We start from the raw sequence: 14218 nt of genomic DNA, 5'->3' as shown, positions 1-14218 counted from the left end.
GCCATGGCCTTTGACGGCCTCGACTTCGACGCCTGGGTGAAGGCGGTCTTCGCCGAGACCGGCGCCTTCACCGCGCTGATCGTGCTGGTCGAGATCACCGACGACGACGCGAAGCCCGTCGCTTCGACCTTCCTGCACGTCATCGGCGACGAGGTGGCGTGGCGGGAGCTTCGCAAACTGTTCGCCTCCGCGCCGGGCGCCTGGGACGGGGTCGCGTTCTTCACGGCGACCTCGTCCGACGGCGGGCCGATCGAAGACCCGCTCGCCCGGATCGAACTGCGGCGCGTGGAGCAGATGATCGACGACGACCGGCTGGCGCTCAACGAGGGCGCCTTCTTCGACAGGCGGGGCCGGCGCATGCGGATCGACGAAGACGGGGCGGGGGCATGAAGACGACTGCGCAGGGGCCGATCACGACCGACATCGTGCTGGTGGGCGGCGGCCACGCCCACGTCCACGTGCTGCGCGCCTTCGCCATGCGGCCGGAAAAGGGCGTGCGGCTGACGCTGGTCGCCAAGGAGCTCACGACGCCCTATTCCGGCATGCTGCCGGGCCTGATCGCCGGGTTCTACCAGCCCGACGACATCATGATCGATCTGGCGCGCCTCGCCCGCGCCACCGGCGCGCGGCTGATCGGCGCCGCGGCGACGGGGCTCGACCGGGCGAACAACCGGCTGCTGCTCGAAGGGCGGCCGCCGATCGCCTACGATCTCGTGTCGTTCGACGTCGGCATCGCTCCCCGGCTCGAGGGCGTCGCCGGGGTCGAGCGCGCGATCGCCGTGAAGCCGATCGCGACCTTCCTCGCGCGGTTCGAGGCGTTCCGGCTGGCCGCCCTCCGGCCGGACGGTCCGCGGTCCGTGGTAGTGGCGGGCGGCGGGGCGGCGGGGACCGAGCTCGCATTGTCGATCGCCCGCCGCATCCGGCGCGACGCCGAGGCGGCGGGGCTTGACCCGCAAGCCTTCAGCTTCACGCTTCTCGCCGGCGGCGCGCTGCTGCAGGGCTATCCCGAGAAGGTCGCCGCGCTGTTCCGCGACGCGATGACCCGAGCGAACGTCACGCTCGACGAAACCGCGCGGCTCGCGGCGGTGGAGGAGGGCGAGGTCGTGCTGGACGACGGGCGGCGCCTCCCCGCGGAGGCGGTGTTCATGGCGACCGCCGCCGCGCCGCACCCGATCACGCCGGCTCTGGGGCTGCCTGAGGATGTGGGCGGCTTCATCGCGGTGACGCCGGCGCTGACGAGCCCCGCGGACGACCGCGTGTTCGCGGTCGGCGACTGCGCGGGCGTCCTCGGCCAGCCCAGGCCCAAGGCCGGCGTCTACGCCGTGCGACAGGGGCCGGCGCTGGCCGCGAACCTTCGACGCGCCGCGCGAGGAAAGCCGCTCAAGCCTCTGGCCGCGCAGGCCGATCACCTCTCCCTCATCGGCCGCGGGGACGGCACGGCGGTCGCGACCCGCAACGGCTACGCCGCCGCCGGCCGCTGGGCCTGGACGCTCAAGGACTGGATCGACCGCCGCTGGATCGCGATGTACCGCGACCCGCCGGCGATGGACGGCGTGCGGGGTCCCGCGCCCGTCTCCGAGGAGCCGGCGATGCGGTGCGGCGGCTGCGCGGCGAAGCTCGGGCCTGCGCCGCTGGCCGCGGCGCTGCGGCGGCTGGGGCCGGGTCTTGCGTCGGAGGAGGTCATCCTCGGCGTCGGCGACGACGCGGCGGTGATCCGGAGAAGCGACGGCGCGCTGGAGCTCCAGACGGTCGACGTCTTCAAGTCGCTGGTCGACGACCCCTACTTGTTTGGAAAGATCGCGGCGGTCCATGCGATCGGCGACGTCTTCGCCATGGGCGGGCGGCCCTCCTACGCGCTCGCCATCGCCGCCCTTCCGCCGGACGCCCCGGCCCAGCAGGCCGAGGCGCTCTACCAGATGATGGCGGGAGCGCGCGCGGCGCTCGATCCGCTCGGCGTCTCCATCATCGGCGGCCACACCGGCGAAGGCGCGGATCCCGCGTTCGGCCTCGCGGTGACCGGCGGGTTGGCGGAGGGCGACGGCCGCCGCAAGGGCGGTTTGACGCCGGGCGTCCGGCTCGTGCTCACCAAGCCCCTCGGCGTCGGCGTGCTGATCGCGGCCGACATGCGCGCCCAGGCGCCGGCCGCGGCGATGGCGGCGGCCTGGGCGGAGATGGCCCGCCCGCTGGCCGCGGACGTCGAGGTGCTGCGGACCCACCGCGGCCGCGCCATGACCGACGTGACCGGCTTCGGCCTCGTCGGCCACCTCGCCGAGATGCTCGACGCCAGCCGTGGGGTCGCGGCCGAGATCGACCCCGCGGCGCTGCCTCTGCTGCCGGAGGCGGCGGAGCTGGCCGCGCGCGGCTTCGCCTCCACCGCGCTGCCCCAGACGCTCGCGAACCTGCCGCGCATTGGCGGCGGGGAGGGCGTTCCCGCCTGGCTGAAGGCGCTGCTGTTCGACCCCCAGACCTCGGGCGGACTGCTGGCCGCCGTGGCCGAAGACCAGGCGGGGCCTTGCGTCGCCGCGCTCCACGCCGCCGGCGCGACCGGGGCCGCCGTCATCGGCCGGATCGTGGCGCGCGACGGCGGGCCGGACATCCGCCTCGTGTCGGGCGCCGCGGCGTGACCGTCACCACGCTCGATCTCTGCGCCGATCCCGGCCTGCTCTCAGTCGAGGCGGCGCGGGCGACGGTTGCGGCGCTCGTGGCCGGGCCGGTCGGGGCGGAGACGCTGCCCTTCGCGGAACTGCGCGGACGGGTGACCGCCGAGCCGACGATGAGCCCGACGCCGCTGCCGCCGTTCGACCACTCGGCCATGGACGGCTACGCGCTGGCCGATCTCGGCTTGCGTCACGTCCTGCGCGGCCGGCTCGCGGCGGGCTCGGCCGGCGCGCGCGAGACGCTCAAGCCCGGCGACGCGGTCCGCATCTTCACCGGCGCGCCCATGCCGCCGGGCGCGATCGCCGTGGTGATGCAGGAGCGCGTGACCCGCGAAGGCGACGTCGTGGCGCTCCGCACCGCGGTGGAGCAGGGCGCGAACATCCGCCGCCGCGGCGAGGACGTCAGCGCGGGCGATCTGCTGGTCCCCGCCGGCGCGCTGATCGACGCGCGCCACCTCGCCATCCTGGCGGCCTCCGGCGTCGAGCGTGTCGCCGTGCGGCGCAAGGTGGTGATCGGTTTGCTCTCCACCGGCGACGAGCTGATCGAGCACGGCCGCCCGCTCACGCCCGGTCGCATCCACGACGCCAACCGCCCGATGCTCCTCGGCATCCTGTCGACGCCGGCGCACGAGGTGATCGACTACGGCATCGCGCCGGACGACCCGGCGGAGCTGACGCAGTTGCTGATCGAGGCCGGCCGGCGCTGCGACGCGCTGGTGACCAGCGGCGCGACCTCGGTCGGGGAGGAGGACCACCTCGCCGCCGCCGTCGCGGCCGCGGGCGGTCAGCTCGGGCTGGCGAAAGTGGCGCTCAAACCCGGCAAGCCCATCGTCGCGGGCCGCGTCGGCGGCGCGGCGCTGGTCGGCCTTCCCGGAAACCCCTTCGCGGCGCTGGTCGGCCAGATGCTGATCGGCCGCGTGGTGCTGGAGCGGCTCGCGGGCCTGGAGCCGCGCCCTCTCGCGCCGCTGTCCGCGGTCGCCGCCTTCGGCCAGAAGGGTCCCGGCGGCCGCACCGAGTTTGCTCCCGCCGCGCTGGTCGGGACCGATCCGTCCGGGCTGCCGCGGGTGGAAAAGCTAGGCCGCGGCGGCTCCGCCCGCCTCGCCCCGCTGATCGCCGCCGACGGGCTGGCCGTCATCCCGGCCGGCCACGACGAGGTGAAGCCCGGCGACGCCATCGGGTTTTTGCCGTTCCGGGCCGCGCTGGAGGTGTGAGGGGGTCGCGTCCCGTCAGCCGCGCGACCTGCGTTCCACGCCCGCCGTCGCCCCGGGCTTGTCCCGGGGCCCATAACCCCGCCGTTTGTGGATTTCTCTGACACCGCGGGGTGATGGGTTCCGGCGCTACGGCCGGAACGACCCGGCGGGGATACCAGCTTCACCGTGCGGGCTTCAGCCTTGAGCGGTACCCGCCTCGCGATCCCGGATCGAGCTTGCGCACGTCCGGGATGACGGTTGCTCCTCACCGCACATCCACCGCGTAGGTCCCAACCGCCGGCGTTTCCTTGATCATGCCCCTGGCCTTCAGGAATTCGGCGAAGCGCGCGTAGCGGCGGGCGTCGAGCGCGCCGGGATTCTTGGCGAAACGCGCACGGGTGTCGGCCCAGGCGCGCGTGTTCAGCTCGTCGTTGAGGTCGGGGTGGCCCTTGAGGTAGAGCGCGAAGGTCTCCGCGTCGTGGTTCAGCAGGAAGGTCGTGGCCTCCTCGAGCGCGGCCACGAAGCGCTTCAGGCGGTCGTCGCCGATCGTGTCCTTGTGGGCGACGAACACCAGCTCGTCGTACATCGGCACGCCGTTCTCCTCGGGAAAGAACACCTTGGCCTCCCCGCCGGCGAGCCGGATCTGCGTCGCCTCGAAATTGCGGTAGCCGCCGACGACGGCGTCGACCTGCTTCGCCAGCAGCGACTGGGTGAGCGCGAAGTTGACGTTGATCAGCTCGACGTCGTCGCGCGTCAGGCCCGCGGTCTCCATCATGGCGAGCAGCAGCGTGTCCTCGAAGCCGGTGACGGAGTAGCCGACCTTCTTGCCCTTCAGGTCCTTGAGATCCTTCACCGGCCCGTCCTTCAGCGCGATGAGGGTGTTGAGCGGGGTGTCGATGAGCGTCGCGAAGCGCACGAGCGGCAGGCCCGCTGCCACCTGCTGGTGCAGTTCCGGCTGGTAGGTCACCGCGACGTCGCCCTGCTTGGCGGCGACGAGCCGCGGCGGCTGGCTGGGGTCGGCGGGGGCGATCAGCTCCACGTCGAGACCGTGGCGGGCGAAGAACCCGCCTTCCTTGGCGACGACCAGCGGCGCGTGATCGGGGTTCACGTACCAGTCGAGCAGCACGACCAGCTTCTCGGCGGCGGCCGAGGGGTTCGCGGCGATCAGAAGGGCGGCGAAGGCGAGGGCGAGGCGGATCATCGGGGACGGGCTCGGTGTCGGAGGTCAGGAGTCGCGGCGGCCGTGCTCCGGCGACCAGTGGATCAAGCGGGCGATCGCCCAGTCGACCGCGAACCAGAGGCTGGCGGCGACCACGGCGAGAATGATGAGGGCGGCGAACAGCAGATCGGTCTGCATCCGCGCGTTGGCGTGGATCATGACGAAGCCGAGGCCGGACGACGCGCCGACCCATTCGCCGACCACCGCCCCGATCGGGGCGGCCGCGGCGGCGAGCTTCAGCCCGGTGCCGAAGGCCGGCAGCGCCGAGGGCAGGCGGATCAGCAGCAGGGTCTTCAGCGGCGAGGCGCCGTAGAGACGGGCGAGGTCGACCAGGTTCGGGTCGGCCCGGCGCAGGCCGTCGTAGAAGGCCGAGGTGACGGGGAAGAACACGATCAGCGCCGCCATCGCGAGCTTCGACCCCAGGCCGAAGCCGAGCCACAGCACCAGCAGCGGCGCGATCGCGAACACCGGGACCGCTTGGGCCACGATCAGCGGCGGCAGCAGCCAGCGGCGGAGCGTGGGGAGCGCGGCGATGGCGAGCGCGGCGATCGCGCCGACGGCCACGCCGATCGCGAGCCCGCCGACGATCTCGGTCAGAGTGGTCAGCGTCTGGCGGGCGAGGAAGCCGGACTGTTCGATCAGCGCGACGCCGACGCGGGCCGGCGGCGGCAGCAGGAACGGCGGCGTGCCTGACAGGGTGACGAAGGCCTGCCAGGCGGCGATCAGGACGCCGAGCGTCGCCGCCAGCCGTCCGAACGCCATGAGGGCGCGCCGAGGCCTTGCGGTCGTGTCGGACAAGGGGGCGACGAGCCGATCTGCGGCGTCCGCCATCTCGCAATCCCTCCGCCGGTATGAGCCGGATCAGGTTCGATGGGTCCGGCGTCGCCGCCGTCTCAGCCCGGTGTGGGCGCCCCATGGAGATGAGACGACAGCGTTAGCCGAGCCCCCCGAGCCGCGCAACGGGAGCGAGGGCCAAAAAAAAACGCCGCCCGGGGCGCGGGCGGCGTTTCATGCGTTCGGCCGGGTTGGAGGCTCGGCCGTCGTAGAGGGTTCACAGGCGCAGAACGCCCCACGGCGGGGTTGGTTCCGCGGGCGCCGCGGAAATATCACGGGACCGCGAGACGCTGGTCTGGCGGGGCAGGCGCGACGGCCCATTCCCGTGAGCGGAGACCTTGACCGCCATGCGCCGCCGCGTCTTGCCTCCGGCCCGCGCCGCGGCCTAGGGTCCGCCGTCATTTTCGCCTGAAGACGGAGCCTTCCGATGGCCTTCCTCGCCGACACGCTTTCACGCGTAAAGCCTTCCGCCACCATCGCGGTGTCGCAGAAGGCGCGGGACCTGAAAGCCCAGGGGCGGGACGTGATCGGCCTCGGCGCCGGCGAGCCGGACTTCGACACGCCGCAGAACATCAAGGACGCCGCGATCGACGCGATCCGGCGCGGCGAGACCAAGTACCCGCCCGTCGCCGGCATCGCCCCCTTACGCGAGGCGATCGCGCAGAAGTTCAAGCGCGAGAACGGGCTCGACTACAAGCCGACGCAGACGCTGGTCGCGACCGGCGGCAAGCAGATCCTCTACAACGCCTTCGTCGCCACGCTGAACCCCGGCGACGAGGTCATCATCCCGACGCCCTATTGGGTGAGCTACCCCGAGATGGTGGCGATCAACGGCGGCACGCCGGTGTTCCTGCCGACCACGCTGGAGCAGGACTTCAAGGTCCGCCCGGAGGCGCTCGAAGCCGCCATCACCCCGAAGACCAAGTGGGTGCTGTTCAACTCGCCGTCGAACCCGTCGGGCGCCGCCTACACCCGGGCCGAGCTGAAGGCCATCACCGACGTGCTGCTCAGGCACGAGCATGTCTGGATTCTGACCGACGACATGTACGAGCACCTTGTGTTCGGCGGCTTCGAGTTCACCACGCCGGCGCAGGTGGAGCCCGCGCTTTACGAGCGCACGCTGACCATGAACGGCGTCTCGAAGGCCTATTGCATGACCGGCTGGCGCATCGGTTACGCCGCCGGCCCGGACAAGCTGATCAAGGCCATGGAGATGGTGCAGGGCCAGCAGACTTCGGGCGCCTGCACCATCGCGCAATGGGCGGCGCTGGAGGCCCTCAGCGGCCCGCAGGACTTCCTGCCCGGCTTCCGCACCGCCTTCGAGCGGCGGCGCGACCTCGTCGTCTCCATGCTGAACCAGGCGAACGGGCTGAACTGCCCGACGCCGGAAGGCGCGTTCTACGTCTATCCCTCTTGCGCCGGGACGATCGGCCGTACCGCACCGTCCGGAAAGGTCATCGCGACCGACGAGGACTTCGTCTCCGAGCTGCTGGAGAGCGAGGGCGTCGCCGTGGTGCACGGCTCGGCCTTCGGCTTGGGTCCGAACTTCCGGATCTCCTATGCGACGGCCGACGAAACGCTGGAGGAGGCCTGCAGCCGCATCCAGCGGTTCTGCGCGTCGCTGCGCTGAGACGCCGTCCCGCGCAGGGCGGCGTCGGGACCTGCGTAAAAGGCCGTGTCGCGGACAGAAACCATCGCCTGCGCTGCAGCGTTAGGCGGTGGGGACCGCAAGTTCTGGAGAACGTCATGTCGATCCGGCTCAAAACCACTCTCGCAGCCGCCGCGCTCGTCGCGACCGGCGCTGCGGCGTCCGCCGCCGACTTCGGCCATCCGTCCGTGGTCGTCAGCAAGCGTCCCGCCGAGTCCGGCGTGCAGGTGGGCACCCTGAGCTGCCGCTCGCCCGGCGGCATCGGCTGGATCCTCGGATCCGACACCGAACTCGCGTGCGACTACAAGCCGATCGGCGCCCGGCATCCCGTCGACGCTTACCTCGGCCACATCTCGACGGTCGGCGTCGATGTCGGCGCGACCGGCCCGAGCGTCATGAAGTGGGCGGTGATTTCGCACTCCAGCGACATCGGACCGGGCGACCTCGCGGGCAAGTACCGCGGCGCGACCGCAAGCGCGACGGCGCTGATCGGCGGCGGCGCGAACCTGCTGGTCGGCGGCTCCGGCACCACGGTGTCGCTGCAGCCGCTCAGTCTCGAAGGTCAGACCGGCATCGCCGTCTCGGCCGGCTACGCCGCGCTGACGCTCGACCCGGTGTGAGCCTGTTCGCGACGTCGTGAGACCATGCTGACGGTCGGGCGGTAACGCCCGGCCGTTTTTGTTCGTAGCCTGACCGACGCCACTGGACGAAGCCGAGGCCGCCATGTTGATCAAGCGCACGCCGAGTTGGGCCCTTCGCGAGAGCGAGGCGACGCCCGAGCATCTGGTTCTGAGCCGCCGGTCGCTTGTCGCAGGCGCCCTGGGCGGAGCGGCCGCGACTCTTGGCGCTGGCTCCGCGAAGGCCGGATGGCTGTTCGGCTCCGATGAAAAGCCGGCCCCGCCGGAGACGGACCCGACCGCCGGCCTCTACCCGTTCAAGCGCAACGACGCCTATGCGCTCGACCGTGCGGTGACGCCTGAGAACGTCAATCTCAACTACAACAACTTCTATGAGTTCGGGACGAGCAAATACATCGCCGACGAGGCGCAGAAGCTTCCGCTGCGGCCTTGGACGCTCAAGATCAGCGGCCTGGTCGAGCGGCCACGCGAGATCGGGATCGACGATCTGCTGAAGGCGCTTCCGCTGGACGATCGGCTCTACCGGCACCGGTGCGTCGAAGCCTGGGGCATGGCGCTGCCGTGGAGCGGGATTCCGATGAAGGATTTCGTCGCCTGGGCGAAGCCGCTCGGCTCCGCGAAATACGTGAAGATGACGACCTTCCTGAACCCGAAGGTCGCGAGCGGCCAGCGCTCGCCGCTGTACGAGTGGCCCTATGTGGAGGGCCTGACGATGGCGGAGGCGACCAACGAGCTCGCCTACCTCGCCACCGGCGCCTATGGCAAGCCACTCGCCAAACAGATGGGCGCGCCGATCCGCCTGGTGGTTCCTTGGAAGTACGGGTTCAAATCGGTGAAGTCGATCGTCAGCATCGAGTTCACGGAAACTCGCCCGAACACGCTGTGGGCGGCGGCGGGGCCGAGCGAATACGGCTTCTGGGCCAACGTAAACCCGCAGGTCGCGCATCCCCGCTGGAGCCAGGCGCGTGAGCGCGTGCTGGGCGGCGACGAAAGCCGTCCGACGCTGCTCTACAACGGCTACGCCGAGCAGGTGGCGGGGCTGTACAAAGGTCTGGAGCGCGAAAAGCTGTTCATGTGACGGCCTCTGCGGCGCCGCGGTCGCTTGCGTCTCCGCGCGTCACGCCGCACAGTCATGCCATGCGCGCATGGGTCCTGACCGACGGTAAGGCGGGCGACGAGCAGCCCTGCCTCGGCGTGGCGGAGGCGGTCGCCGATCGCATCGGACGCCGCCGCATCGCGCCGCGGCGTCCGTGGTCCTGGCTTGCGCCCTGGGGGCCGATCGACCCGCGGGACGCCCCGGACCGTATGGGCAGCCCGATCGCTCCCAAGCCTGGCGATGGTTGGCCCGACGTCGTGATCGCGGCGGGACGCCGGGCGGCGCCTTACCTCAGGCGCATCAAGGCGGCCTCGGGCGGCAAGGTGCTGACCGTGTTTCTGCGCGACGCGCGGGCGGGGGCGGGCGTCGCGGACGTCGTCTGGGTTCCCGAGCATGACCGGCTGCGCGGCCCGAACGTCGTCGTCTCGACCACGAGCCCGCACCGGGTGAACGCGGTCCGACTGGCCGCCGCCCGCGGCGCGCCGCCGCTGGTGGGCCCCGACGTCCCGGGCCCGCGCGTCGCCGTCCTGCTCGGCGGCGACACCCGCCACCATCGGTTTTCGCCCGAGGACGTCGACCGTCTGGTCGCGGGCCTGACCCGCCTCAAGAGCGACGGGGCCGTGCTGATGGCGACCGCTTCGCGCCGCACGCCGAAGCCGCTCGCTCTGGCGATTGAGCGGCTCGCCCACTACTTCTGGGATGGAACGGGGGATAACCCCTACATTTCGTTGCTGGCGCAGGCCGAAGCGCTCGTGGTGACCGCGGATTCCACCAATATGGTGGGAGAGGCGGCGGCCACGGGCCGTCCGGTGCTGGTGTTCGAGCCCTCAGGCGGACGACGGAAGACGCGCGTGTTCCTGGACCGGCTGACGGCGCTCGGAGTGATCCGGCCGTTCTCCGGCCGGCTGGAGCGCTACTCCTATCCGCCGCTGGACTCGACGCCCCAGATCGCCCGGGCGATCCAGGCGCTCGCCGCGACGCGCGACATCCTGCGGCGCGACGTCGACCGGAAGGCACCGGTCGCCGCGCGCGAAACGAACGGACGACCGAAATGAGCTCAGCGCCCTCCCGTCACCATCGCCTCGTCATTCTCGGCTCCGGCCCGGCCGGGTGGACCGCCGCGGTCTATGCAGCCCGCGCCATGCTGGAGCCTCTGGTGATCTCCGGCCTCCAGCCGGGCGGCCAGCTGACCATCACGACCGACGTCGAGAACTACCCCGGCTTCGCCGAGCCGATCCAGGGCCCGTGGCTGATGGAGCAGATGCAGACCCAGGCCGAGCGGATGGGGACCAATACCCTGTTCGACCATGTCGCGAAGGTCGACCTTTCGCGGCGGCCCTTCGTGCTGGAGACCGAGTCCGCGGGAACGATCACCTGCGACGCGCTGGTGATCGCGACGGGCGCCCAGGCCAAGTGGCTCGGCCTCGACAGCGAGGAGCATTTCAAGGGCTACGGCGTCTCCGCCTGCGCCACCTGCGACGGCTTCTTCTTCCGCAACAAGCAGGTGGTGGTGGTCGGCGGCGGCAACACCGCGGTCGAGGAGGCGCTGTTCCTGACCAACTTCGCCTCCAAGGTCACCGTCGTGCACCGCCGCGAAGGTTTTCGCGCCGAGCGCATCCTGCAGGACCGGCTGTTCGCGCACCCGAAGGTCGAGGTGGTGTGGAACGCGACCGTGGCGGAGATCCTCGGCGGCGGGACGCCTCCGAAGGTGCATGGCGTGAAGCTCGTCGACACGCGGACCGGCCAGCCGAGCGAACTCGCCTGCGACGGGGTGTTTGTGGCGATCGGCCACGCGCCGGCGACCGAGCTGTTCCGGGGACAGGTCGACACCCGGCCTTCCGGCTATCTCGCGGTGAAGCCGGGCACGTCCTTCACCAACATTCCTGGCGTGTTCGCCGCGGGCGACGTCGCCGACGAGACCTACCGGCAGGCCGTGACGGCGGCCGGCATGGGCTGCATGGCCGCGCTCGACGCCGAGCGCTTCCTTGCGGCCGAAGACGCCGCGCGGCACGCCGCGTGACACGACGATCGGACTGACGCGGCGGCGCGACGAACGCGGCGAGCCGAGAAGCCAAGGGGAGGGCGGCCGTCATGGTCGGGCCGGCCTATGAGGGGGAACGGATGGACTGGGACAAGCTGCGGATCTTCCACGCGGCCGCCGACGCAGGCAGCTTCACGCGCGCCGGCGAGGTCATGGGCCTCAGCCAGTCCGCCGTCAGCCGCCAGGTCTCCGCGCTCGAGCATGAGCTGAAGGTCCCGCTGTTCCATCGGCACGCGCGCGGCCTCATCCTGACGGAGCAGGGCGAGATGCTGTTCCGCACCACGCAGGACGTGTTCTCGAAGCTCGAAGCGGCGCGCTCGATCCTCACCGACAGCCGGGAACGGCCGAACGGGGTGCTGCGCGTCACCACCACGCTCGGCCTCGGAACCGGCTGGTTGAGCTCGAAGCTCGGCGAGTTCATGGAGCTCTATCCCGACATCCAGCTCCACCTGATCCTCACGGACGACGAGCTCGACCTGTCGATGCGCGAGGCGGACGTCGCGATCCGGCTGCGCCAGCCGACGCAGCCCGACCTGATCCAGCGGCGGCTGTTCACGGTGCACTACCACGTCTGCGCCTCGACCGATTACCTCAAGCGGCACGGCCGGCCGACGAGCGTCGCGGATCTCGACAGCCACCGGCTGATCGAGTTCGGCGGCCCGGTGCCGCCGTTCCTGCAGAGCATCAACTGGCTGATCACGGCCAACCGCAGCCCCAAGAGCCCGCGGCCCGCCGGCCTCGTCATCAACAGCGTGGCGGCGATCAAGCAGGCCTGCGAGCGCGGCATCGGTCTCGCGGTGCTGCCGGACTACTTCGTGGAGCCCGAATCGCAGCTGGTCCGCGTGCTCGGCGACGCCGAGATGCCGACGCTCGACGCCTACTTCGTCTATCCGGAGGAGCTGAAGAACGTGGCGCGCATCAACGTGTTCCGCGACTTCCTGCTCGCGAAGGCGCAGCGCTGGTCTTATTGACGCAGGCTCACGGCTTCAGGGCCGCCGCCTTGGGGCGCCAGCCAAAGCGCGCCGTCGCCCGCGCCGGCTGAGCCGCGAACTATGTCGTTGGATGGCCTGCCAAAACCACGCCAATAGGCGCTGCCTATCGCTCGACGTGCACAGTTATTGATCTATCTGCCCATTCTGGATGCCTAGTTTGGCGGCAAATGCATAGCGGTCATGCCGTTCGGCGGATTGATCGGCAGACCAGGACCGCGCATTTTCTTTCCATGCTAACTGCGATCTGGTCGCGCGACCTCCTCCTGCGCGGCCGCAATTGGCTGTTCCCCTCAGGACCTGGCGCGCGTCCCCTCGCGGCCGGTCCCAAACTTTCCAGCCGGATCTCATCGAGGTCCGGCTTTTTTTATCCCGCGCCACATCGGGTCGCCGCCCTGTTCGCACTTGCGTCGGACGAGGTCTTGAGTTCAGAAGGGCGCCCGACTACACCGGTGCATTGTTGCATCGCACCATTCGGATGCCCGCCGCATGCGTGGACGTTTCGACGCCATCGATCTCAAGATCATGAGCGAGTTGCAGGCGGATGGCCGGATGACCAACGTCGAGTTGGCCCGGCGCGTCGGCATTTCGGCCCCGCCGTGTCTCAGGCGGGTGCGCGCGCTCGAGGAGGCCGACGCCATCCGCGGCTACCGCGCGCTGCTCGACGAGCGCAAGCTCGGCTTCGAGGTGACGGCCTTCGCGATGGTCCAGCTTGCCGGCAACTCGGAACTCGACCGAGCCGAATTCGAGGCCCGGGTCCGGGACTGGTCGACGGTGCGCGAGTGCCACATGCTCTCGGGCGAGGTCGACTTCATGTTGAAGTGCGTCGCGCGCGACCTCACGAGCTTCCAGAACTTCGTGATCGAGCTGACCGCGGCGAAGAACGTGAAGTCGGTGAAGACCGCTCTGGCGCTCGGGCAGGTCAAGAACGAGGCCACCGCGCCGTTCGACGCCGCGAGGATCTGACCGGCGCGGCGGCGTCGCGAAAACGTCTGACGGACATCATGCCCGAACAGCCGTCTGTCCTGCTCCGGCGGGATGCAGCGGGCGCCTCGCGATCTTTTTAGGGATCGGTTCGACGTCTCGACCGTTGTGATCGTGAAGGTCCGTTCCGCGGGCCGCGACCATCACCGGAGACATCGATCCATGACGACCGCCCAGACTCACACGCCGCCGCCGGGCGCCACGACTGAAAAGGTCACCCCCGTCGAAGCCAAGCAGGGGACCGACGCGCCGAAGGGCATGCCCGTCGTCCTCGTCGTGGGGACGCTTGGCGCGCTGGTGGCGATGGCCATCGCCTGGTTCGCTATTTTCTAAACGGCGCGACTCAGACCGCGCCGGCAAGGCGCGACTCAGCAAAACGGCCCGCTGCAACGCGGGCCGTTTTCTTTGGCGAGACCGGCGGCCGACGCTCGGTCAGGCGAAGCGGATCTTCAGGACTTCGTAGCTCTTGCCGCCGCCGGGGGTCACGACCTCGACCGTGTCGCCGACCTTCTTGCCGACGAGGGCGCGGGCGATCGGGGAGCCGATCGAGACCCGGCCGTTCTTCACGTCCGACTCCGGCTCGCCGACGATCTGATAGACCTTCTCCTCCTCGGTGTCCTCATCGATGAGGGTCACCGTGGCGCCGAAGGTGATCAGGTCGCCCTTCAGCTTGGTCAGGTCGATGATCTCGGCGCGCGCGATCATGCTCTCGAGCTCCGCGATGCGGCCCTCGTTGAGGCTCTGCTGTTCCTTGGCCGCGTGGTACTCGGCGTTCTCGGACAGGTCGCCGTGCGAGCGAGCCTCAGCGATCGCCGCGATGATCCGCGGGCGCTCGCTGGAGGCTCGGTGTTTGAGCTCCGCCTCAAGCGCGACGTGGCCTGCGGCGGTCATCGGGATCTTGTCCATTTCCGTCTCTCTCAAA

The 14218-nt window shown here is 70.6% G+C and carries 14 protein-coding genes and 1 riboswitch; of the genes, 11 read left to right on the top strand and 3 right to left on the bottom strand.

The features are described from left to right. The first annotated feature begins 3 nt into the window (after positions 1 to 3). The 3 genes from JOD31_RS03345 to JOD31_RS03335 are packed head-to-tail and all read left to right on the top strand — an operon-like array spanning position 4 to position 3868. On the top strand, positions 4 to 390 hold the full coding sequence (locus tag JOD31_RS03345) for a hypothetical protein (protein WP_204948873.1): 387 nt from the start codon (positions 4 to 6) through the stop codon (positions 388 to 390). After that, positions 387 to 2624, top strand: a complete 2238-nt coding sequence (selD, locus tag JOD31_RS03340; RefSeq protein ID WP_204948872.1) for a selenide, water dikinase SelD — start codon at positions 387 to 389, stop codon at positions 2622 to 2624. Before JOD31_RS03345 ends, selD begins: the two co-directional genes overlap by 4 nt. Next, entirely contained in the window at positions 2621 to 3868 is a 1248-nt protein-coding gene (locus JOD31_RS03335; protein ID WP_204948871.1) for a molybdopterin molybdotransferase MoeA, read from the top strand. The genes selD and JOD31_RS03335 overlap by 4 nt, the downstream gene beginning before the upstream one ends. A 244-nt stretch (positions 3869 to 4112) precedes the next feature. Here the strand turns inward: JOD31_RS03335 and JOD31_RS03330 are convergent, their stop codons facing one another. Continuing rightward, the gene (locus JOD31_RS03330) at positions 4113 to 5048 is read right to left on the bottom strand and encodes an ABC transporter substrate-binding protein (protein WP_204948870.1); all 936 of its coding nucleotides are present in this window, start codon (positions 5046 to 5048) and stop codon (positions 4113 to 4115) included. A 24-nt stretch (positions 5049 to 5072) separates the two neighbouring features. After that, positions 5073 to 5897 (bottom strand): ABC transporter permease, encoded by an 825-nt coding sequence (locus tag JOD31_RS03325; RefSeq protein ID WP_204948869.1) that lies wholly within the window; start codon positions 5895 to 5897, stop codon positions 5073 to 5075. Beyond that, a riboswitch (TPP riboswitch) is annotated at positions 5888 to 5991 on the bottom strand. (Overlaps the previous gene by 10 nt.) A gap of 336 nt (positions 5992 to 6327) precedes the next feature. Here JOD31_RS03325 and JOD31_RS03320 point away from each other — a divergent pair. From JOD31_RS03320 to JOD31_RS03285, 8 genes are all read left to right on the top strand, one after another. Next, positions 6328 to 7530, top strand: a complete 1203-nt coding sequence (locus tag JOD31_RS03320; RefSeq protein ID WP_204948868.1) for a pyridoxal phosphate-dependent aminotransferase — start codon at positions 6328 to 6330, stop codon at positions 7528 to 7530. Between the two features lie 116 nt (positions 7531 to 7646). Then, positions 7647 to 8168 (top strand): DUF992 domain-containing protein, encoded by a 522-nt coding sequence (locus JOD31_RS03315; RefSeq protein ID WP_204948867.1) that lies wholly within the window; start codon positions 7647 to 7649, stop codon positions 8166 to 8168. Positions 8169 to 8271: 103 nt separating this feature from the next. Beyond that, on the top strand, positions 8272 to 9264 hold the full coding sequence (gene msrP, locus JOD31_RS03310; protein WP_204948866.1) for a protein-methionine-sulfoxide reductase catalytic subunit MsrP: 993 nt from the start codon (positions 8272 to 8274) through the stop codon (positions 9262 to 9264). 59 nt (positions 9265 to 9323) lie between these two features. Next, positions 9324 to 10337 carry a mitochondrial fission ELM1 family protein gene (locus JOD31_RS03305; RefSeq protein ID WP_204948865.1) on the top strand — a complete coding sequence of 338 codons (1014 nt, stop codon included), beginning with the start codon at positions 9324 to 9326 and terminating at the stop codon, positions 10335 to 10337. Continuing rightward, complete coding sequence (gene trxB, locus JOD31_RS03300; RefSeq protein WP_204948864.1) at positions 10334 to 11302, top strand: thioredoxin-disulfide reductase; 969 nt, start codon at positions 10334 to 10336, stop codon at positions 11300 to 11302. Before JOD31_RS03305 ends, trxB begins: the two co-directional genes overlap by 4 nt. Positions 11303 to 11403: 101 nt before the next feature. Next, positions 11404 to 12294, top strand: a complete 891-nt coding sequence (locus tag JOD31_RS03295; RefSeq protein WP_024816270.1) for a LysR family transcriptional regulator — start codon at positions 11404 to 11406, stop codon at positions 12292 to 12294. A 507-nt stretch (positions 12295 to 12801) separates the two neighbouring features. Further along, positions 12802 to 13278, top strand: a complete 477-nt coding sequence (locus JOD31_RS03290) for an Lrp/AsnC family transcriptional regulator (protein ID WP_204948863.1) — start codon at positions 12802 to 12804, stop codon at positions 13276 to 13278. A 180-nt stretch (positions 13279 to 13458) separates the two neighbouring features. Next, positions 13459 to 13629: a hypothetical protein gene (locus tag JOD31_RS03285; protein ID WP_204948862.1), complete on the top strand. Its 171-nt coding sequence runs from the start codon at positions 13459 to 13461 to the stop codon at positions 13627 to 13629. Positions 13630 to 13728: 99 nt separating this feature from the next. On the opposite strand, the gene greA is transcribed toward JOD31_RS03285, so the two are convergent. Beyond that, a complete protein-coding gene (greA, locus tag JOD31_RS03280) occupies positions 13729 to 14202 on the bottom strand; it encodes a transcription elongation factor GreA (RefSeq protein ID WP_020184671.1) in 474 nt (157 codons plus the stop codon). Positions 14203 to 14218 lie beyond the last annotated feature (16 nt).

The sequence above is a fragment of the Methylopila capsulata genome (assembly GCF_016907975.1).
Lineage (GTDB): Bacteria > Pseudomonadota > Alphaproteobacteria > Rhizobiales > Methylopilaceae > Methylopila > Methylopila capsulata.
The sequence above is the reverse complement of the archived record's forward strand: the minus strand, read 5'-3'. Positions and strand labels throughout refer to the sequence as shown.

Bases quoted from the DNA above. Each gene is read 5' to 3' on its own strand.
- selD (WP_204948872.1), top strand. From the start codon at position 387: ATGAAGACGACTGCGCAGGGGCCGATCACGACCGACATCGTGCTGGTG.
- JOD31_RS03320 (WP_204948868.1), top strand. From the start codon at position 6,328: ATGGCCTTCCTCGCCGACACGCTTTCACGCGTAAAGCCTTCCGCCACC.
- JOD31_RS03325 (WP_204948869.1), bottom strand. From the start codon at position 5,897: ATGGCGGACGCCGCAGATCGGCTCGTCGCCCCCTTGTCCGACACGACC.
- JOD31_RS03330 (WP_204948870.1), bottom strand. From the start codon at position 5,048: ATGATCCGCCTCGCCCTCGCCTTCGCCGCCCTTCTGATCGCCGCGAAC.
- JOD31_RS03295 (WP_024816270.1), top strand. From the start codon at position 11,404: ATGGACTGGGACAAGCTGCGGATCTTCCACGCGGCCGCCGACGCAGGC.
- JOD31_RS03285 (WP_204948862.1), top strand. From the start codon at position 13,459: ATGACGACCGCCCAGACTCACACGCCGCCGCCGGGCGCCACGACTGAA.
- trxB (WP_204948864.1), top strand. From the start codon at position 10,334: ATGAGCTCAGCGCCCTCCCGTCACCATCGCCTCGTCATTCTCGGCTCC.
- msrP (WP_204948866.1), top strand. From the start codon at position 8,272: ATGTTGATCAAGCGCACGCCGAGTTGGGCCCTTCGCGAGAGCGAGGCG.
- JOD31_RS03305 (WP_204948865.1), top strand. From the start codon at position 9,324: ATGCGCGCATGGGTCCTGACCGACGGTAAGGCGGGCGACGAGCAGCCC.
- JOD31_RS03345 (WP_204948873.1), top strand. From the start codon at position 4: ATGGCCTTTGACGGCCTCGACTTCGACGCCTGGGTGAAGGCGGTCTTC.
- greA (WP_020184671.1), bottom strand. From the start codon at position 14,202: ATGGACAAGATCCCGATGACCGCCGCAGGCCACGTCGCGCTTGAGGCG.
- JOD31_RS03290 (WP_204948863.1), top strand. From the start codon at position 12,802: ATGCGTGGACGTTTCGACGCCATCGATCTCAAGATCATGAGCGAGTTG.
- JOD31_RS03315 (WP_204948867.1), top strand. From the start codon at position 7,647: ATGTCGATCCGGCTCAAAACCACTCTCGCAGCCGCCGCGCTCGTCGCG.